Below are 18,436 nucleotides of genomic sequence, written 5' to 3'. Positions count from 1 at the left end.
TTGTTTGTGGCAGGGCTTCCGGCGGCTCTGCCGGGGCCAACCGTTCGAAAAGTGCAACTATTCAGCTCAAAAAAAAGCCTCCGGCGGCAAGGTATGCCACATTAAAAGCAGATAGCAGATGTGTTTTGCCCCTCGTTCCTCGGGTCAAATCACATCTGCCTTTAAAGTAAAAATTCACTCAAAAAGCTATCCGGGCAACATGGCACCGCTCCCATCCCCCCGCAGGCATCGATTCTGAGTTATTGCACCAAGGGCGTTGATGTTACCTGCTGCTTGCGAGTATACTATAGACCTGTTCAGGAACGTTTTTCCGGATCGGCGTCTCAGCACACCTGCAGGCACTGAATCGATCCCCGCACATTGCAGCGATCGCGACTATTCTTCACATCCCTCCTCGGCCCCCGGACCTTTCCCCTGCCCGGCATGAACACGATCTGGTTTTGCGTCTCAAGAAACGTATAACCCTTGCACCTCTCCGCCCCGGTTCCCGTCGAGCCATTTTTTTATCGTGTCCGGATTTACATTGGCACGCAATATGCTTACTTTTACCTGTGACCTCACAAAAGGCCTGATCACCTCCAGGATAACGGACGGACCCCCTCAATGATACATCACAGATACAGGATGTTACCCCAGCGAGAGACCCGCCACGAGGCATAGGCCCCTGGAATACACGCATCAACACCCGATGCACATCATGTGCTCTCATATGCATGAGGCGCCTCGGGACCAACATTTTCGGAGAGTAACAGATGCAGATTGCGACACTTATTGAACAGGTTTCTGCACACAACGGCTGGAACATGGCCCTGGCAGGCATCATTATCGTCTTTTCCTGTCTCGTCATCCTGGCCCTGGCCATTTCCCGCATCCATAAAATTCTTGAGTTTATCGAGAACCGGGACCAATTGCGCCTCAACATACGTCAATTCTTTATGGGCCGCGAAAAAGAGAAACAGGTGGCGTCCCTCCTGACCCCCAGCCTGGAGCTGGAGGCGGCCCGCTACAAGCGTCTCACCCCCTTCTTAGGGGAGAGCTTCAGCCTCAAAGGGCTCATCCGTTTTGCCGAAGGCCGGGGCATCACCAACCCGCCCCCGGAAAAGATGGTTCGCCAGTTCCTTGAGGTGGGCCTGCTGAAAAAAGAGGTGCGCAACCTCTTTACCTGGGAAGAATCTGCGGCCAAGTAGCCCGGGCCACTGAAGGGCCCTTTGCCCGCACCGCCCGACCCGAGACCAATCCCGCAACGCACGGCCCCTGCCGGTCGCCGTTGCTAAAAAGCGAAGGATGAGAACGCGCCCGCCGACCGTCACGTTCCGGCGATCCGCCGCCTCATGAAGACATAGACAACTTATGGAAGATCTGTTTTTACAGTTTTTAAACAACACCGGGTTCGCCCTGGTGGACTACCGCCAGATCATCATGCTCTGCGTGGGCTCCCTCTTTATTTACCTCGGCATCGCCAAGCACTACGAGCCCCTGCTCCTAGTGCCCATCGGTTTCGGGATTCTCATGGGCAACATCCCCGTCATCCACGGCATGGGGCTCAGTATCTACGAAGAGGGCAGTGTCCTCAGCTACCTCTACTACGGGGTGACCAAGGGCATCTACCCGCCCCTGATCTTCATGGGCATCGGCGCCATGACCGACTTTTCCACCATGCTGGCCCGGCCCTCTCTCATGCTGCTGGGAGCCGCGGCCCAGGCGGGTATCTTCATCACCTTCCTGGGAGCCCTCATGCTCGGGTTCGGTCCCGGAGAGGCCGCTTCCATCGGCATCATCGGCGGTGCGGACGGCCCCACGGCCATCTTCCTCACCTCCAAGCTGGCGCCCAAGCTCATCGGCCCCATTGCCATCGCGGCTTACTCCTACATGGCCCTGGTCCCGGTGATCCAGCCCCCCATCATGAAGCTCCTCACCACCAAGAAGGAACGCCTCGTGAAGATGCGGGAGCCCCGAAAGGTCTCCAAAAAAGAGCGCATCATCTTTCCCATTGTCGGACTGATCTTAAGCTGCCTGCTGGCCCCGGCCGCCCTGCCCCTTCTGGGCATGCTCTTCCTCGGGAACCTCCTGAAGGAGGCCACCGTCACCGAGCGCCTGGCCGAAGCCGCACGCAACACCGTCATCGACACGGTGACCATCCTGTTGGGTATTACCGTGGGCGCGAGCACCCAGGGGGACATCTTCCTCACCAAAGAGTCCATCGGTATCTTTGTTCTGGGGGCCCTCTCCTTTGGCGTTGCCACGGCCTGCGGCCTGCTCTTTGCCAAGGGCATGAACCTCTTCCTCAAAGAGAAGATCAACCCCCTCATCGGCGCTGCCGGCGTCTCGGCTGTGCCTGACTCAGCCCGGGTGGTCCACACCGTGGCCCAGCAGGAGGACCCCACGAACTTTCTCCTCATGCACGCCATGGCCCCCAACATCTCCGGGGTTATCGGCTCTGCCATCGGTGCAGGAGTTCTCTGGAGTTTTCTCAGTTAAAAAAAAGCCCCCGGCGATCCTGCCGGGGGCTAAGCTTTTCCCCCATCTCTAACAGGGTTTGACACACAGGTTTTTGCAGGCGGCGCAGGCCGGCCTGCCTTCTGTTGGCTAACCACGGTTTTCGGCCCAGTTGAGCAAGTAAACCAGTTTACAGGGAGCTTTGTATTGACACAAGCGGCCCGCCGAAGGCCTACCGCAAGGAGCGAAAAGACGTTCTATTATGAAAAAAGTCAGCGATAAAATCCTCGATCTGAAACAACGAAAGCACCTCATCATGCAGATGGGGGGCAAAAAAGCGGTGGAAGCCCACAAAGCCAAGGGCAAATTCACGGCCCGAGAACGGTTGGACCTCTTTTTCGACCGGAACACCTTCCGGGAGGTGGACATGTTCGCCACCCACCGCTGCACCAACTACGGCATGGAGGAAGTGTCCATCGCCAGCGACGGCGTGGTCTGCGGCTACGGTCTGGTGGACGGTCGCCCGGTCTACGCCTATGCCCAGGACTTCACCTCCCGGGCGGGCAGCCTTGGCGAAGTCCAGGCCCGGAAGATCTGCAAGGTCATGGACATGGCCATGAAGTCCGGGGTGCCCATTGTGGGTATCAACGACTCGGGCGGTGCCCGCATCCAGGAGGGCATCGACGCCCTGGCCGGCTTCGGGGAGATCTTCTTCCGAAACTCCGCCGCCTCAGGGGTCATCCCCCAGATCTCCGCCATCATGGGACCCTCCGCGGGCGGCGCCGTCTATTCGCCTGCCATGACCGACTTCATCTTCATGGTGAAAAAAACAAGCCACATGTTCATCACCGGCCCCGAAGTGATCAAGTCGGTCACCGGGGAAGACGTGGACTTCGAGACCCTGGGCGGAGCCGACACCCACGCCACCAAGAGCGGGGTGTGTCACTTTGCCTGCGAGGACGAAACCGAGGCCATCAGCGATATCCGAAAGCTCCTCTCCTACCTGCCGTCCAACAACATGGAGGATCCCCCCCTGATCAAGGGCGAGGACTCCGGGCGCCGCTACATTCCCGAGCTGGACACCATCATCCCGGATTCGCCCTCGGCCCCCTACGACATGCGCGCGGTGATCCGCCACCTCGTGGACGAAGGCTCCATCTTCGAGCCCCACATGACCTACGCCCCCAACATCATCACCTGCTTTGCGCGCCTGGGGGGACGAAGCATCGGCATCATCGCCAGCCAGCCCAACGTCCTGGCCGGCTGCCTGGATATCAACGCATCGGACAAGGCGGCCCGGTTTATCCGGTTCTGCGATGCCTTCAACATTCCCATCCTCACCATTGCCGACGTTCCCGGGTTTCTCCCGGGCACCCAGCAGGAGTGGGGAGGCATCATCCGCCACGGCGCCAAGATGCTCTGGAGCTACGCCGAAGCCACCGTGCCCAAGCTCCTGCTCATCACCCGGAAAGACTACGGGGGTGCCTACATTGCCATGAGCTCCAAGCACCTGGGCACAGACTTCGCCTTTGCCTGGCCCTCGGCAGAGATCGCGGTCATGGGTGCCGAAGGCGCGGCCAACATCATCCACCGCCGGGAGATCAAGGACGCCCTGGACCCCGATGAAAAGCGCCGGGAGAAGGTGGAAGAGTATCAGGAGCTCTTTTCAAACCCGTACGTGGCAGCCCAACGGGGCTATGTGGACTCGGTCATCGTCCCCTCGGAGAGCCGGGTCCGGCTCATGGAGGCCCTGGAGATCTGCTCCACCAAACGTGAGATGCGGCCGCCCAAAAAGCACGGCAACATCCCCCTTTAAGGAGCTGTCATGGAGACCCACGCACGAAAGCAACTCGAACTCAGGAAAAAAGCGGCCATCAGCGCTGTCCTCACCCTCTTGGCCACCGAACAGGCAGAGGAGACCGAGCCCGTCGTGGCCGAGCGGTCCAATGCCTGGGGCCTTTCCGGGCGCAGCCAGAGCATGGAGCTGAGAAACCTCATGCAGCTGCGTTCCCTGGGGCGCAGGTAATCGGTGGCCCCGTCACCGTGAGGCAGAACCCAACACCCACTCGTCACGCGGGCCCCGTCCGCCAGTGATATAAGGCCGGACCCTTCGCGAACCCTAGCGCCGGAAGCCCCACACGTCATGGCGCAGGAGGAACCACAGGAGCACAACGATAAATATGAGCCAATCAACCATTCGAATATACGACACCTCGTTCACCGCCGGACAGGAGAGCCTCCTCTCCGGCCTCATGCGCACGTCTGAGATGGAACGCATCGCCCCCTTTCTCAACCGAGCCGGTCTCTACGCCGTGGAGGCGACCCGGGGCTTCTCCTTCAAGCACACCCTGGCCGAACTCAACGAGAACCCCTTCGGCCGCATCCGGGCCATCAAACGAGCCATGGACGACACCCCCGTTGCCATGACCCTTTCCGCCCTTCACATGGCCGGACGATCCGCCGCCCCCCTGGACCTGATGCAGGCCTTCCTGGGCAGCGCCTTTGAAGCCGGGGTCTCCATTTTCCGCATCTTCGATCCGGTGAACGACCTGAGGAACCTTTCCGCGCCCCTGGAAACCGTCAAGGAGCTGGGAGCCACGGCCGTTGCCGCCATCCTCATCCCCACCTCGGGAAAGCGCACCCCCTTTGACGAGATCGCCCAGATTGCCGTCCGCATCCAGGCGCTCGGCGCCGACGCCGTCTGCCTCATGGACACCGAAGGTTTCCTCTGCCCGGACAGCACCAGAAAGCTGGTGAGCCGTGTCAACGAAGCGGTCTCCATCCCCGTGCACCTCTCCATCGCCAACACCGCCATGTGCGGCACGGCCGCGGCCCACGCCGCCTTTGAGGCCGGGGCAGCCGTTGTGGAAGCCGCCCTCTCCCCCTTTGCCGACGGCGGGGTCACCATCCCCTCCGAAGGCCTCATCAACTCGCTCAACATGGCCCGTGAAGGTGCCCTGGAACCCCTGTGCGAAGCCGCCGCCCTCTTTGAAGAGGAGATCCGACCCCGGCACCTGAGCACCCTGATGAAGCGTTCCAACCTCCACCTGCGCAGCCTGGCCCTGAAATACCGCATCCCGGTGACCACCCTGCGCGTGGCTGTGAACCAGCTGGCCGAGATCGACAAATCCGATCTTATGGACAAGGTGGTGGCCGAGATCCTTGCCGTGCGAAACGACCTGGGCAACATCGCCCTGAAGTTTCCCCTGGATGAGATGGTTGTGACCCAGTCCATCAATAACGTGGTCTTCGACAACGTGGAAGCCCGCTACTCCATCGCCACCACAGCGGTGAAGGACCACTGCTACGGCATGAACGGCCGCCCGACCGCAGCCATTGACCCGGCCATCGTGAAAACCGTCCTGGAAGGCTACCCCAGGGGCGAGGCCCCCACCACCGAATTTCCCCCGGAGCTTCTCCCTGCCGCCCTCAAGGGTGAGGAAGGCCGCAATCCCCTGGCCAACGGCCTGGAGGACGAGGTGATCATGGCCCTCTTCCCCGTGGAAGGCAAACGCCACCTGGAGTGGCAGAAAGGGGTGAAGCGCGTTCCGGAAGAGGCCAAATTCCTCTCCCTGGAAGAGGCCCTGGATCGCGCCGCCATTGCGGAGAAGATCCTCGAAGGGGACATGGACGCCCTTGCCCGGAAGTCCAACGCCCCGGACCAGAGCCCCTATGCAAGGACCTTCAACGTCTTTGTGGGCGGTGATCACTTTGAAGTGGCCGTGGATGAAGTGGGAGGCCCCACCATCCTGAGCCACGCCCCGGTGGCTGCGCCTGCGGCACCGGTTGCTCCGGCACCCGTCCCGGCCCAGCCCGCGGCTCCGGCCCCTGCACCCGCGCCCAAACCTGCGGCACCGGCTCCCAAGCCCGCCGCCCCCAAACCCTCTGCAGCACCTGCCGCAGAAGGAGGGGCCACCCTCACCGCCCCCATGCCCGGTGTGGTTCTCCGCTACGAGAAAAAGCCCGGTGACAAGGTGGAAAAAGGCGACGTGGTCGTGGTCCTGGAAGCCATGAAGATGGAGAACGTCCTTTCGGCTCCGGCCTCCGGCACCGTCGGGGACCTCCCCTGCCGCGAAGGAGACACCGTCTCCACCGGCGATGTCCTCTGCGTCATCGAGTAACCACCACCCGCCACACACACGAAAGCCCCCCTGGCGCATGGCGCCGGGGGGGCTTTCACGTTTGTACCCCGCCTCTTTCTTTGCCCAACCCGGATATTTCACGAGTCGAGTGCACCCATATTCAAGGCATCAGAGCTGCAGATGTAGTGGTTTACCTCAAAGCTCTGATAACGCAGAAGATGGGTGCACTCGGCTCGCCCGAAGGGTGAGAAAATCAAACAGCAAACGTCTATTTATATTTTGCATTTTCAAAATAGCTGACATTTTTACTCCAGCCATTCGAAATAATAGTGCTTTCCTTTTGGCTGGTTGCTTTCTCATGAAATATCCGGGCCAGGTGTCTCAATCGTCTTTACTCCGCGAAGTGTACCCGTATATGGGTTTTCATGACCGTTACGATTCTTCGGCGGTGCGCAAGCGCACCCTGCCCCATAGCCCTGATTTATTTCTCACCGGCCACACTATTCAACACCCTGAACTCACAGAACATTCGCCATTCATTTTTGCCTTTTTGCCGTACATGCCCGTCACCGGGTGCACACGCCATGGCCATGCCGGTCCCATGGGCATTTTTCTATCCAACCGATATCAATAGATATTTCATTTTTGCGCATCCCTTGGCACGCCTTTTGACTCTATCCTTCCAACGAAAGCAAATGCTTATGGCCCCAACGCTGCGGCTTGCCGCATCCGGGACCGACATTCAACCAGAACCTACCTGGGCCAGATCTTCACAGCCCTGAGATCCGGAAGCCAAAGGCCCGGAAGGCGCGCCGGGCGTGACAGCGTCCTGACCACGGCACGGAAGCTCACCCACAGACAAAGGAGGCACGCCATGTACGACATTGAAATCGGCAACACCGACCTGTCGGTGCTGAAGCAGTACCTCACCGACCTCAAAAAACGAAGCACCGTGCGAACCCATCGCAGGTCGCTCAAGAAGGTCAAGCGTCAGCTTGAGCTGATCTTCTCCACCAAAAACCCCACGCTCCCGGCCATTCCCTGGGGCTACTGATTCCACCCGGCCCGGGTGCAGGTTCACGTAAACAAAAAAGGCCCGGCAAAACGGCTTTTTCGCCTTTTGCCAGGCCTTCCCCCCCACTCTCTGTACGTGAAACGCACCCGGGCCCTTACCCCGCGTCTCCCCCTTCCCTTGGCAACACCCCGTGAAGAATCTCGAAATGATCGAAGGGCGGCATGATACACACGCCGTCAAAACACGTCCGGGCTGCGGTCAAAAGGTCCCGGGCCTGGCGAATCCCCTCGGCCGTGGGATTTTCAGCCGTTGCCATGGCGCTCCTCACCTCATCGGGCACCTCAATGCCCGAGACCTTGTGGTGAAGAAAGGCGGCATGGCGGAACGTGCGCAGGGGAAGGATTCCGAGCATGACCGGAATCCCCAGGGGGTTCAGGGCTCCTGCCAGGATCTCGGCATCCTTTGCGGTGTAGACAGGCTGGGTCACCACGAACTGTGCCCCGGCAGCGACCTTCTCCTTCAAGCGCTTGACCGCGATACCCAGGCGCAGCTCGTCGGTGAAGGGGTTCATCACCACCCCGACGTTTAGCCCGGCCTGCCTGGCCATGCCGATGAGCTCCGTCAGGGAGATATCCCGAACCGAGCTGGTCATGCCCTTTTCGGCCAGGGGCACAAAGTCCCCGGTCATGGCCAGCACCGTGGTAATGCCCAGGGCCTTTGCCCCCCAGAGGATCCCCTGGAGGCTCAACCGATTGTGGTCCCGGGTGGTGACATGGAGGGTGGCGGGCCGCTTCAGCTCGTCCTGGAGAATCCGGCACAAGGAGAGGGCATCCATGCGGGGCTTGGCCACCGGGTTGGTGGCCACGCTGAACCCGGTAAAGGAAAGGTCATTGATCCCCTCAAGGGCAGAGAGCAACGGCTCCACATCGGCCCCGGCCGGAGGCACCACCTCCACCACCACCTCAAACCTTTTGTGTGTCATGGGTCGGCTCCGTTTCGATCCTGTGAGCGAGCCCTGCTCAGGCGGCAGGCGTCACCGGAAACCGGCGGCTCAAAACCACCGCCGCCACTCCGGCCAGCCGAGTTCTTCCGCACAGGTGGGCTCTCGTGTGATGTCCTTTAAAAACGCCCAGGTCTCGCTCAGATCCCGGATAAAACCCGGACCGGCCTCCCGGGGCTCCTGCTTCAATGGCTGAGACGTACGTGTCGACTTGTCATATTCCATGGCAAACCTCCTTATCGAAAGGCACTGCGCATGCTTTTTTTGTGCAGTTTCCCCACGCTGGTCTTGGGGATATCGTCCACGAACTCAAAGGCGTCGGGCACGCCGTATCGGGGGATATCCCCCTTTTCAGCCGCCCCCTGAAGATAGGCCTTCAGATCTTCGGCGCCCACGCTTCCCACAAACTCGGGCTTCAGGTGCACAATCATCATGGGTCTCTCTCCCCACGTTTCATGGGGCACCCCGATGGCCGCCGACTCCAGCACGGCCTCGTGGCGGCTCAGGATGTTTTCCAGGTCCAGGGACGAGATCCACTCACCCCCGCTTTTAATGACATCTTTCATGCGATCCGTGATCTGAATATAGCCGTCCGGATCGATGATGCCCACGTCCCCGCTGTAGAGCCACCCGTCCCGCCACAGCTCGGTGCTTCGCTCCGCATCGGCCACATAGCCCTGTGTCAGCCAGGGCGCCCGGAAAACCAGCTCCCCGGTGGAGACCCCGTCATGGGGGAGGAACCGGCCCACCTCGTCCACCACCTCCACCTCGGCAAGGGGAACCGGGCGCCCGGTTTTCACCACAGTCTCCATGAGCGCGTCTCGGTCCAGGAGTTCCCAGTCGGCCCCGGGCATGCCCAGGCTGATGAGGGGGCAGGTTTCGGACATGCCGAACCCCGCATACACCTTGATTCCGATCTTCCATGCATCTTCGGCCAGGCCCCTGGGGAGCCTCGCCCCGCCGATGATCACCTTCCAGCGGGACAGGTCAAAGGAGGCCACCGCCGGGTTGGAGGTAATCATCTGGAGAATGGTGGGCACGCAGTGGGAGAAGGTCACCTTTTCGCCCACGATGAGCTTCAGGAGCATGGGCGGCTCGTACTTGCCGGGATACACCTGCTTCACCCCCAGCAAGGTGGCCAGGTAGGGCATGCCCCAGGCATGGACATGGAACATGGGCGTCAGGGGCATGTACACGTCCCCGGAGCGAAAGCGCCCCACCGAGTCGAAGGCTCCCAGGGCCGCTGCACCGGCCAGGGTGTGGAGCACCAGCTGGCGGTGGGTAAACGACACCCCCTTGGGGTTGCCTGTGGTGCCCGTGGTGTAAAAGGTGGTGGCCACGGTACGTTCATCCAGGTCGGGAAACTCGTAAGCCGGGTCTCCGCCGCCAAGCACCCCCTCATAATCACCGGCAACGGGAAAAGACGGGCTGACGCGGCTCTCCCCCTCCTGCATCAGCACCACGGACTCCACCGTCTCCAGGCGGGGGCGCATGGCCTCCACCAGGGGCAGAAAATCGGTGTTCACAAAAAGCACCCGGGCACGGGCGTGGTTCACCGTGTAGACCATCTGCTCCAGGGAGAGGCGCCAGTTGACCATCTGCAGCGTGGCCCCGGTCATGGGCACGCCGAAAAAACATTCGAGGAACCGGTGGCTGTCGTAATCCATGACCGCCACCACGTCTCCGGTCGAGACGCCCAGCTGCCCCAGGGCTGATCCCAGGCGGCCGATACGCTGACGAAAATCCCGGTACGTGAACCGTACCTGGTCCCGATAGACAATTTCCTGCTCCGGTGAGTAAACAAGCGGCGTATTCAGAAGTTTCTTGAGAATAAGGGGGTAGTCATACGGCTCGCCGGGCTGATAGACCATGGATGATCCTCCTGTGCCTGGGGGTGCATGCTTCTGTTACGGAATCTGATGGGAGAGATAAAACCGAAAATCAATGAAAAGGAATGCCTTAATCATAGACAGAGAACATTGCGACTGTCAACCACCAGGTACAGTCATGGCGTCACACGCAAAAAGAAGGTATTGGGGTTGCAATGCGACGGCGCCGCCCGGTCAACAAATGGAATGAAGCGCCTCCGGCACCTCAAAGGCCTCCATGGGCTGCCAGACGGTCCGCATGCGCATGAGCTCCCCTTCGCCGCCTTTGCCGGAGATGCGATGGAGAAACGCGTTATCTTCGGTTTCATCGACCTGGGCTTCGGAGACAACGCCCCTGCCGCGGGAGATCTCCCGGATAAAGCGCACCTCCAGCCGGGTGGGAAGGTGCTGGCTGAGGAAGGATTCGGGAAGGGCCTCCAGGGCCCAGCCGATGTAAATGGAGTTGTTCACGTGGCGGTTGAAATCAAGGTCTGAGATCCGCACACGGAAATCGGTGGTGTGCGCAGGCTCCTTGACCGGAAGGATCCGCTCAAAGCTGTCGGGGATGGCCCCGGCACCGGACCGCTGCTCCGGAGAGAGGCAGCGACTCAGCCGTGTGGGTTTTCGGGTGGTGTAATCCATGATCACCCAGGCGCTGTTCACGGTGATGAGGGTCTCGCCCCAGGCATCCGTCACCCGGAATTCCCGCAGGTCGTAAAGGTCGTTCAAGGGCGACCGCCACGAGGTGAGGGTCACCTCCTCGTTCCAGAAAGGATAGCGAGACACCCGCACCTGATACTTCAGGAGCACCCAGGTGCGATTCTTGGCCAGGAGCTCTGCAGCGCTCATCCCCAGCTGGGAAGCATGCTCGCAACCGCCGTCCTGAAGCCAGTCAAAGAGGCTCTGCACCTTAAGCAGGGCCCGGGGGTCCACCTCGGAGAGCCTCACCTTCAATTTTCGTGAGAATATATCGGTCATGGTGTGTACGTTTCGATCCAGGGTTATCAAGGTCAGCTCGCGGGTCGCATCAGGATTGAAATCGAACCGGACCGTCACCTCCCCACTGTCCGTTCCGGGCGTCCCGCATCCGTCGTTTACCATACCCCATCTGCCTGAAGAATCAACAATAGTATGCTCCTTATTCCTCCTTGACATCACTGTGTGATGGCGTTACCGTAGCGGCGTCGTCTTGTTGGATACTTATTAAAATTCATAATTATCATAAGTATTTTTGATAGAACAAGCGGACCGCATCCCGCTGAACAACCCGGAGATATCACCCCCTTCCGGGCCATGGCATGGTGCGCCCTCCCTTCGTATCAACCGCAACAAGCCCCATTCTAAAGGTTGTTATCCTTTGATTGGCCACGACCGAAGCAGCGCCCAGTCGCTGCCCGTGCCGCCCCATTGCCGCCTTGCCGTCACCGGCAACCCGACAGACCAATCAACCGATACGCATGACTCATAAAAAACTGGTGATTGTCTTCTTCAAGGAGTTGTCAGATGTTTTCGCTTTTTGTTCCGGAATCGGTGCGTGCGTTCAAGGAGGGGATCTCGAAAAAGATCCTCGTCAGTGACGTCATGGCCGGTGTCATCGTAGGTATTGTGGCCCTGCCCCTGGCCATTGCCTTTGCCATTGCCTCGGGGGTCAAACCCGAACAGGGAATCTTCACGGCGGTTGTGGCCGGCTTTATCATCTCCTGTTTCGGAGGAAGCCGGGTCCAGATCGGCGGCCCCACCGGGGCCTTTATCATCGTGGTCTTCGATATTGTGGCCCAGTACGGCTACGAAGGGCTGGCCGTGGCCACCATGATGGCCGGGGTGATGCTCCTCATCATGGGTTTCTCCAAGCTGGGGGCCACCATCCGGTTTATCCCCTACCCCATGACCGTGGGCTTTACCAGCGGCATTGCCCTCATCATCTTCACCACGCAGATCCCGGACTTTTTCGGGCTCACCCTGGCAAACACCCCGGGTGATTTCATCGGCAAGATCGGTGCCTATATAGCAGGCATGGACACCCTAAACACCCAGGCCCTGGCCGTGGGGGCCGTGACCCTTGCCATCCTGCTCTTCTGGCCCAAGGTCACCCGAAAAGTGCCCGGGTCCGTGGTGGCCATCATCGCCACCACCGTCATCACCGCCCTTCTCGGCCTCGACGTGGAGACCATCGGGAGCCGTTTCGGCAGCGTGCCCTCCTGCCTTCCCTCCCCGTCCATTCCCAAGGTCAACTGGGAGATGATCAAGCAGCTCAGCTCTCCGGCCTTTACCATCGCCATGCTCGCCGCCATCGAGTCCCTTCTTTCGGCTGTGGTGGCCGACGGGATGATCGGCAAACGCCACAACGCCAACATGGAGCTGGTGGCCCAGGGCCTGGCCAACTTCGTGGTTCCCCTCTTCGGCGGCATCCCCGCCACCGGAGCCATCGCGCGAACTGCCACCAACATCAAAAGCGGCGGCACCACCCCGGTGGCCGGCATGGTCCATGCCGTGACCCTGCTTCTCATCCTGCTCTTCTTCGGCAAATGGGCGGTGCTCATCCCCATGGCCACCCTGTCCGCCATCCTCATGATGGTGGCCTACCACATGAGCGAGTGGCGCTTTTTCGTCAAGCTCCTCAAGAGCCCGCCCTCGGACATCGCCGTCATGTTGGTGACCTTTGGCCTGACTGTCTTCGTGGACCTCACCGTGGCCATCGAGGTGGGTGTGGTCATGGCTTCCCTGCTCTTCATGAACCGCATGGCCAACCTCACCCGCATCAAGCGCCGCACCGACGACTTTGAAAACGACCCCCACGCCCTGGCCTGCCGCAAGGTGCCCCGCCGCGTGGAGATTTTCGAGATCAACGGCCCCTTCTTTTTCGGCGCTGCAAACCGGTTCAAGGACACCCTGCGGGTGGTGCGTGAAAAACCCCAGGTGCTCATCCTGCGATGCCGCCACATCCTCATGATGGACGCCACCGCCTTAAGGGCCCTGGAAGAGATGGTGGACGAGGCCCAGCGGGAAAAAACCCTGCTCATCCTCTCCGGCGTCCACGCCCAGCCCCTCATCTGCCTCGAACAGTCGGGCCTCTACTACAAAATCGGTGAGGACAACGTCTACACCAACATCGACGACGCCTTAAACGGCGCACGGCGGTTCCTCGGCCTCGAAGAGATCCCCCGCCCCGTCCCCTTTGTCCCCACCGTCAGCCGGGAAATCGAGACCAGGGGATAATCCCCTGGACCCCAGGTTCGCGAATGCTCCAGCCCTCGTTCCTCGGGCTGTCACATTCGCTGACGGGCTGCGCCCGTAACAGAAGCCAGAGCATTTAGCTCGCCTTCGTTGACGAGTAACCAAAACAGGCCGTGGGCGATCCATTCGGATCACCCACGGCCTGTTTTGGTATGCATAGAACGCCAGACGCTACCCCACCAGTGTCATTTGATACCTCCCCCGCAACTATTCAGCTCCAGTTTGCCTACAGCGGCCCTGCCGGGGGCCAAACCTTTGGCCAGAAATTGTCCTGGCATTTTGTGGACATACGAAGCTTGTAAAAATACCTGCGTAGCCACCAGCCTTGGTGGCGGGCGCAGCCCGCGGCGAACGCCCTTGCGCTTTTTCCTGAGGTACGAAGGACAAAGCGCAAGGGCAATCAGCTTTCGAGGTGTTTTCGCTATTGTGGCTTCGCCACCCTCGCCGCCGGAGGCTTGTTTTTCGCTTTTTCCCCTCTCCCTTCTTCCCCTCACAACCCCTTGCCACAGATATGGTGGGCGGCAATACGGCCCATGAGGATACAGGAGCCGAGGAAGGTGCCTTCGAGGGAGCCTTTGCCATGGATGCCTCCGCCGCCGAAGCCGGCGGTTTCACCGGCGGCGTAGAGGCCCTCCATGGGGTCTCCGTCCTTGTTCAGGACCCGGCAGAAGAGGTCGGTCTGGATACCGCCCAGGCTTTTTCGGCTGAGGATGAACTCACGCACGGCGATCAGGGGCCGGGCTTTGGGGTCGTCGATTTTTCGAAACTTGCAGGTACGGAGGCGATCGCCCCGGTAGGTGCGGAAGTTGGCGATGCGGCGGAGCTGATCGTCGTTGAAAAAGGCCGGGCCCCGTTCGATCTGGGCGTCGTAGGTTTTGACCGCGGTTTTGAGGGCGTCGCGGTCCACGGTCAGGTGGTTGCCCATGTCGTTCATCCTGTCCACCAGCTCGTCCAGGGAGTTTGCGGCGATGAAGTCCCGGGACTCGGTCAGGAGTCGCTTCACCAGCTCGGTGTTGCCCAAAAGGAGCTCTTTGACAAGGCGCACCTTGTCCCTGTTGCGAAAGGCTTTCATATGCTCGCTCCCGGAAACGGCAAGCTCTTTGGCGGCGATTTTCCAGTTCATGATTTGATAGGAGTATTTTCCGGGCTGCCTGCAGATCTGCTCCACCAGGTAGCGGGTGTCGGTGTACCCCACCAGGGGGGCCGGATCCATGATGCGCTCCCCCAGGGCGTTGACCCAGAGGGCAGACCGAGGCGGCACCAGGCTGAGCCCCTTGCCCGGCATATCCGCGTCGGGGTAGTCCACCCCGGCTGCGTAGTGCCACTGCTTGTCCAGGTGGGTGATGGTGGCCCCGGCGGCTGCGGCCGCGTCGTGGATCAGGCCGTCTGCGTAGCGGTGGGAGCCGTTGAGGAGCTTGTCCGGGGGCTCGCCCCAGGGGGCGTACCAGTTCTCCCGCACCTTGGACAGATCACCGCCGCACATGCCCCCTGCGGCCAGGATCACGGCCTCGCCCCTTGCGGAAAAAGATTCCCCGTTTTCTTCCCTGGTGCCCCGGACCCCGGTGATGGCCCCTGCGCTCAGCTCCAGGGCCTCGACCCGGCACCCGAAGTGAACCTCAAGGTTCCTCCGATGGGGATGGCCGCTCAGACCGGCTTCCATGGCCTCAATGATCCCGAACCCCGTGCCCCAGGCGATGTGCCAGCGGGGCACCGAATTCCCGGGCTTGAAAAGCCCCCGCTCCGGCCAGTTGACCACGGGAAGGAAGGTGACCTTTCGATCCTTGAGGAACTCGTGGATGATGTCCCCGGACCGGTGCACATACAGCTCGGCCCATTTCCTGGGCCAGTGGGCGCCCTCTTCGAAATCGGCGCAGCTCAGCCAGTCGGCCAGGGCCAGCTCCGGGGAGTCCCGGATTCCGTTTTTTCGCTGCAGGGGCGTATCCACCATCATCACCCCGCCAAAGGACTCCTTGGCAAGGCCCCCGAACCGCTCCGGCACATCCCGGTCCAGGATCACGACCTTAGCCCCCAGCCCGAGGAGCTCAAAGGCGGCGGTCATGCCCGCCAGTCCCCCGCCCACAATCACCACATCCGCTTCAAACCGCCTGTGCGCCATCTCTCCCCCTTGTTCCATCGGTTGATTCAGGATTCACACCAGACATGCTCAGCATTTCCTTCATCGGCAAAGTGAGCCCTCTTGAAAGCAGGCGGCCACCGCGCCAACCTAAAACAGACCACACAGTCTGTTTATGGATTGTCACACCTCAAGCCAATAAAGTAAAGATCTTATCCCACTCCAAGGAACATTGTTCCACAACACAAACGAAAAATATCATACCCGGACAGACCCGCAGCGTGGGCGCTCCGTGGCGTTGCCGGTTTCCCGGAGAGGGAATGGATTTTCAGGAAGATCAACTCAGGTAACACAGGTCTCCGGCGGTCCTGCCGGAGGCAAGCGGCATGGTTCCGTTCAAGGTATGGAAGCCGCGGTATGTCGAATGATCGAAGCCCAGGCCTGCCTGAGATGGCGGTAATGGTCGGGACGGTCCAGGGAGAGGGATTGGATGGCCATGCCCCGCAAAAGATAAAGGGAGAGGTCCAGAAGGTCTTTGGCCATGGCATAGGTGGCGGCATCGGGAAGCCGTGAACGCCAGATGGCGTCCAGCTCGTCGAAAAAGCCTTCGATGACCGGTGTCAACCGAATCCGCAGATCGGCGTCGGTGCGGCAGGCAACGTTGAACTCCACCCAGACATCCCGGTACGGGCCCTGATAAAAACGGTTCCAGACCTCCTCCAGAATCGTTTCCAGATCAGGGGCTTCGGACGCCAGGTGGCTCCCCACCTCCCGGGCCTCTTCAAGGGCAATGGCCAAAAGGGCCTTGGCACTGTCAGCCACCATGGCCCGCTTGGTCTCATAGTGGTGGCTCCAGGCCCCGCGGGAGACACCGGCCCGGTCCAGGATCCGGGAGAGGCTGGCCCCTGCGTAACCGTAGTCCTGGAGGCACGACAGGGTAGCGTCCACCAGTTTTTTCCGTGTCCTGAGACTTCGCTCCTGTTGGGTGCTCATGGGTTTGGCCTTCCCGTGGGGATCACGTTGCCCTTTCCGGGGGTTGTGTGATAAGTAGCTCGAAGAGAGTGCGGCAGGCCGGGTACCAAGCACGAGAAGGACCGAAGCAAGAACAAGACGGGTGTCTTTTCTTTTCGATCCCACAACCCTGCCGCAGACACCCCAATGATTCGTAAATAATACATAGAAATACAGGAAACACACCCCATGGGCAACAAGAAGAGCAAGAAGAACAACGTGGATCCGGAGCGTCAGATGGCCCTGGATGCCCTTCCCCCCAACATCCGGAAAAGCCTCACCGATGAAGAGGTGGAACTCTTCCTCCACGCCGAGGTCTGGCCGGAAGAGATGTGCGAAAAGCTCAACGAATTCCTCAGCCCGGAATAGCGTCGGCATCGCCCCACCCGGTTTCCCCTTCGCTTCCCGGGGCCCCCACGGGCCCGGCGAAGCGTCTTCGGGGACCGATCCTGAATTTTCACCCCATGGGAGCCACCATGACCTTGTCAGGAAAACGCCAGGACCTTTTGTCCACCCTGCGCAGCCGCACCGGCCACTGGGTCTCCGGAGAAGAGCTCAGCGGTGAACTCGGCATCAGCCGCGCCGCCATCTCCAAACACATCTCCGCCATCAAGGGGCTCGGCTACGCCATCTCCTCGGCGCCGGGCAAGGGGTACCTCCTCACCGAAGCCCCCGATCTTCTCCTGGCCGAAGAGATCCTCTTCGGGCTGGGCACCTCGGTCATGGGAAAAAACGGCATCGTCCACCACCATCTCACCGACTCCACCAACACCCGGGCCCGGGAGCTGGCTCGCGACGGCGCCCCCGAGGGCACGTTGGTGGTGGCCGAATCCCAGAGCGCGGGCCGCGGCCGGAAAGGTCGCTCCTGGCTGGCCAGGCCCGGGGAAGGCCTCCTCTTCTCCCTTGTGCTGCGCCCGGACATGGACCCGTCACGCGCCGCCCTCATCACCCTGATGACCGCCGTCTCCGTTGCCGAGGCCCTCATCCGCGAGACCGGCATCGACGCCCGCATCAAGTGGCCCAACGACATTCTGGTGGGGGGGAGAAAACTCGCGGGGATCCTCACGGAGATGAGCATGGAGCTCGATGCCGTGGACTACGTCATCACCGGCCTGGGCCTCAACGTCAACACCCCCACCGAGGCGTTTTCCCCGGACATCCGGGACATCGCCACCTCGGTCATGGCCGAATCCTCCGCCCCCTTTTCCCGGGTCGCCCTCCTTCAGGCCATTCTCTCCAGCTTTGAAACCCACTACCACACCCTGGCCACCCAGGGCCCGGAGTCAATTCTCACCCGCTGGAAGGAACTCTCCGACATTGTGGGACGACGGGTCCGGGTCTCCATGATGCGCGAAGAGATCGAAGGCCGGGTCACGGACATCGACGCAGACGGCGTGCTGCTTGTGACCACCGATGCCGGTGAGGCCCTGCGAATTCTCTCCGGAGATGTCACCTACCTGGACCCTTCCGGGCACTGACATTACCAGCCCGGAAAACAGCACCCGGCGTCTCCGTGAAACAGGTTGACCACTTTATCGAGCGTTCGCTCTATACAACCGCCGTTCTATATTCGAAATATCTATTTGCCCTTTCTTGAGCCTCCCGTATCCATATCCGGCACCTCCCTGCGCAAAAACTTTGTATACATAGTTTTTCTTTGACAAAAACCATCGATATCCTTTACCGTCTTATCAATCTAGAAATACCATAGCTGAA

The 18,436-nt window shown here is 60.6% G+C and carries 15 protein-coding genes; 9 read left to right on the top strand and 6 right to left on the bottom strand.

All coding sequences use genetic code 11. The features are described from left to right. The first annotated feature begins 752 nt into the window (after positions 1-752). The 6 genes from MSL71_RS07740 to MSL71_RS07715 all read left to right on the top strand — a co-directional run bounded on the left by MSL71_RS07740 (position 753) and on the right by MSL71_RS07715 (position 7,572). Positions 753-1,187, top strand: coding sequence for a hypothetical protein (locus MSL71_RS07740; RefSeq protein ID WP_180138430.1), 435 nt, complete (start codon positions 753-755; stop codon positions 1,185-1,187). Between the two features lie 163 nt (positions 1,188-1,350). After that, positions 1,351-2,478 (top strand): sodium ion-translocating decarboxylase subunit beta, encoded by a 1,128-nt coding sequence (locus MSL71_RS07735; RefSeq protein ID WP_180138428.1) that lies wholly within the window; start codon positions 1,351-1,353, stop codon positions 2,476-2,478. Between the two features lie 220 nt (positions 2,479-2,698). Then, positions 2,699-4,252 carry an acyl-CoA carboxylase subunit beta gene (locus tag MSL71_RS07730; RefSeq protein ID WP_180138426.1) on the top strand — a complete coding sequence of 518 codons (1,554 nt, stop codon included), beginning with the start codon at positions 2,699-2,701 and terminating at the stop codon, positions 4,250-4,252. 9 nt (positions 4,253-4,261) lie between these two features. After that, entirely contained in the window at positions 4,262-4,462 is a 201-nt protein-coding gene (locus tag MSL71_RS07725) for a hypothetical protein (protein ID WP_180138425.1), read from the top strand. 154 nt (positions 4,463-4,616) lie between these two features. Then, positions 4,617-6,557, top strand: a complete 1,941-nt coding sequence (locus tag MSL71_RS26660) for a biotin/lipoyl-containing protein (protein WP_180138423.1) — start codon at positions 4,617-4,619, stop codon at positions 6,555-6,557. Between the two features lie 835 nt (positions 6,558-7,392). Beyond that, positions 7,393-7,572, top strand: coding sequence for a hypothetical protein (locus MSL71_RS07715; protein ID WP_180138421.1), 180 nt, complete (start codon positions 7,393-7,395; stop codon positions 7,570-7,572). 115 nt (positions 7,573-7,687) lie between these two features. Here MSL71_RS07715 and MSL71_RS07710 read toward each other — a convergent pair whose 3' ends face one another. The 4 genes from MSL71_RS07710 to MSL71_RS07695 all read right to left on the bottom strand — a co-directional run bounded on the left by MSL71_RS07710 (position 7,688) and on the right by MSL71_RS07695 (position 11,502). Continuing rightward, positions 7,688-8,515: a methylenetetrahydrofolate reductase gene (locus MSL71_RS07710; RefSeq protein WP_180138419.1), complete on the bottom strand. Its 828-nt coding sequence runs from the start codon at positions 8,513-8,515 to the stop codon at positions 7,688-7,690. Positions 8,516-8,584: 69 nt separating this feature from the next. Then, entirely contained in the window at positions 8,585-8,758 is a 174-nt protein-coding gene (locus tag MSL71_RS07705; protein ID WP_180138417.1) for a hypothetical protein, read from the bottom strand. A gap of 11 nt (positions 8,759-8,769) precedes the next feature. Then, positions 8,770-10,404, bottom strand: coding sequence for a long-chain-fatty-acid--CoA ligase (locus MSL71_RS07700; RefSeq protein WP_180138415.1), 1,635 nt, complete (start codon positions 10,402-10,404; stop codon positions 8,770-8,772). Positions 10,405-10,596: 192 nt separating this feature from the next. Then, positions 10,597-11,502, bottom strand: coding sequence for an acyl-[acyl-carrier-protein] thioesterase (locus MSL71_RS07695; RefSeq protein ID WP_180138414.1), 906 nt, complete (start codon positions 11,500-11,502; stop codon positions 10,597-10,599). A gap of 402 nt (positions 11,503-11,904) precedes the next feature. On the opposite strand from MSL71_RS07695, the gene MSL71_RS07690 reads away from it, so the two are divergent. Further along, positions 11,905-13,617 (top strand): SulP family inorganic anion transporter, encoded by a 1,713-nt coding sequence (locus MSL71_RS07690; RefSeq protein ID WP_180138412.1) that lies wholly within the window; start codon positions 11,905-11,907, stop codon positions 13,615-13,617. A 508-nt stretch (positions 13,618-14,125) separates the two neighbouring features. On the opposite strand, the gene MSL71_RS07685 is transcribed toward MSL71_RS07690, so the two are convergent. Together MSL71_RS07685 and MSL71_RS07680 are read right to left on the bottom strand one after the other, a co-directional pair. Continuing rightward, a complete protein-coding gene (locus MSL71_RS07685) occupies positions 14,126-15,751 on the bottom strand; it encodes an FAD-binding dehydrogenase (protein WP_180138410.1) in 1,626 nt (541 codons plus the stop codon). A 354-nt stretch (positions 15,752-16,105) separates the two neighbouring features. After that, on the bottom strand, positions 16,106-16,702 hold the full coding sequence (locus tag MSL71_RS07680) for a TetR/AcrR family transcriptional regulator (RefSeq protein WP_180138408.1): 597 nt from the start codon (positions 16,700-16,702) through the stop codon (positions 16,106-16,108). A gap of 207 nt (positions 16,703-16,909) precedes the next feature. Here MSL71_RS07680 and MSL71_RS07675 point away from each other — a divergent pair, with 207 nt between their 5' ends. Further along, positions 16,910-17,089 carry a hypothetical protein gene (locus tag MSL71_RS07675; RefSeq protein WP_180138406.1) on the top strand — a complete coding sequence of 60 codons (180 nt, stop codon included), beginning with the start codon at positions 16,910-16,912 and terminating at the stop codon, positions 17,087-17,089. A 107-nt stretch (positions 17,090-17,196) separates the two neighbouring features. Beyond that, on the top strand, positions 17,197-18,198 hold the full coding sequence (locus MSL71_RS07670; protein ID WP_180138404.1) for a biotin--[acetyl-CoA-carboxylase] ligase: 1,002 nt from the start codon (positions 17,197-17,199) through the stop codon (positions 18,196-18,198). Positions 18,199-18,436: the final 238 nt, after the last annotated feature.

Source organism: Desulfoluna butyratoxydans, assembly GCF_900699765.1.
Taxonomy (GTDB): Bacteria; Desulfobacterota; Desulfobacteria; order Desulfobacterales; family Desulfolunaceae; genus Desulfoluna; species Desulfoluna butyratoxydans.
Note: the sequence above shows the minus strand (reverse complement) of the source record. Positions and strands in the feature narration are given on the sequence as shown.

Bases quoted from the DNA above. Each gene is read 5' to 3' on its own strand.
- MSL71_RS07725 (WP_180138425.1), top strand. From the start codon at position 4,262: ATGGAGACCCACGCACGAAAGCAACTCGAACTCAGGAAAAAAGCGGCC.
- MSL71_RS07740 (WP_180138430.1), top strand. From the start codon at position 753: ATGCAGATTGCGACACTTATTGAACAGGTTTCTGCACACAACGGCTGG.
- MSL71_RS07680 (WP_180138408.1), bottom strand. From the start codon at position 16,702: ATGAGCACCCAACAGGAGCGAAGTCTCAGGACACGGAAAAAACTGGTG.
- MSL71_RS26660 (WP_180138423.1), top strand. From the start codon at position 4,617: ATGAGCCAATCAACCATTCGAATATACGACACCTCGTTCACCGCCGGA.
- MSL71_RS07685 (WP_180138410.1), bottom strand. From the start codon at position 15,751: ATGGCGCACAGGCGGTTTGAAGCGGATGTGGTGATTGTGGGCGGGGGA.
- MSL71_RS07670 (WP_180138404.1), top strand. From the start codon at position 17,197: ATGACCTTGTCAGGAAAACGCCAGGACCTTTTGTCCACCCTGCGCAGC.
- MSL71_RS07690 (WP_180138412.1), top strand. From the start codon at position 11,905: ATGTTTTCGCTTTTTGTTCCGGAATCGGTGCGTGCGTTCAAGGAGGGG.
- MSL71_RS07705 (WP_180138417.1), bottom strand. From the start codon at position 8,758: ATGGAATATGACAAGTCGACACGTACGTCTCAGCCATTGAAGCAGGAG.
- MSL71_RS07675 (WP_180138406.1), top strand. From the start codon at position 16,910: ATGGGCAACAAGAAGAGCAAGAAGAACAACGTGGATCCGGAGCGTCAG.
- MSL71_RS07700 (WP_180138415.1), bottom strand. From the start codon at position 10,404: ATGGTCTATCAGCCCGGCGAGCCGTATGACTACCCCCTTATTCTCAAG.
- MSL71_RS07695 (WP_180138414.1), bottom strand. From the start codon at position 11,502: ATGGTAAACGACGGATGCGGGACGCCCGGAACGGACAGTGGGGAGGTG.
- MSL71_RS07710 (WP_180138419.1), bottom strand. From the start codon at position 8,515: ATGACACACAAAAGGTTTGAGGTGGTGGTGGAGGTGGTGCCTCCGGCC.
- MSL71_RS07715 (WP_180138421.1), top strand. From the start codon at position 7,393: ATGTACGACATTGAAATCGGCAACACCGACCTGTCGGTGCTGAAGCAG.
- MSL71_RS07730 (WP_180138426.1), top strand. From the start codon at position 2,699: ATGAAAAAAGTCAGCGATAAAATCCTCGATCTGAAACAACGAAAGCAC.
- MSL71_RS07735 (WP_180138428.1), top strand. From the start codon at position 1,351: ATGGAAGATCTGTTTTTACAGTTTTTAAACAACACCGGGTTCGCCCTG.